Annotated in this window: 1 protein-coding gene; it reads right to left on the bottom strand. The window is 41.8% G+C overall.

Annotation, left to right across the window (positions count from 1 at the left end; all coding sequences use genetic code 11):
• Nucleotides 1–442 (bottom strand): HAD family hydrolase (locus R7190_RS29785; RefSeq protein ID WP_318138197.1); only part of this gene is annotated, 442 nt, incomplete at its 3' end.
• Nucleotides 443–552 lie beyond the last annotated feature (110 nt).

Raw genomic sequence — 552 nt, 5'->3', positions numbered from 1 at the left:
CATTTGGCATCAAACGCCACTCCTTGGCGAGCACTTGTAGCGATAAAGGATCGGGTTTTGGTGGATAACATTCACGCGTGATCACTTGCTCAACGGTGATTTGGTTATGTTCCAATTTTCTTTGTGTCGCAATTAGGCAGTTTCGCGTCACGATGGCGGTTTTAATCGCTTTTTTCTCCAAGTAGTTCAGCAATTCATGACAGCCAATCATCGGGCTAGACTGTTCAGCATCGGAAATCTCGTGGTCAAAAATGACATTATGTGCATGCTCTTTGTGATGCGGGTGATCGATGCGCTCTACGAAATCCAATAAATCTTCTGTTTGAGGGCAACCGAGTTGCTGACGAAGATCTTGAAAGTTCATATCTGAACTGACGAGCGTGTTGTCTAAATCGAAAATGACGGCTTTTATTCTTTCAAGTTCTAGTGGGAAGGGAATCATAGTGGCCTCGTACAACTTAACCAAACTATCGTTATAAAAACAAAAGGTTATTGTTAAGTTTAGAGTCTTCTGGCTAAGTTGTACGAAAATAAATCACTGATGCATCACAA

The sequence above is a fragment of the Vibrio sp. 1078-1 genome, assembly GCF_033340475.1.
Note: the sequence above shows the minus strand (reverse complement) of the source record. Positions and strands in the feature narration are given on the sequence as shown.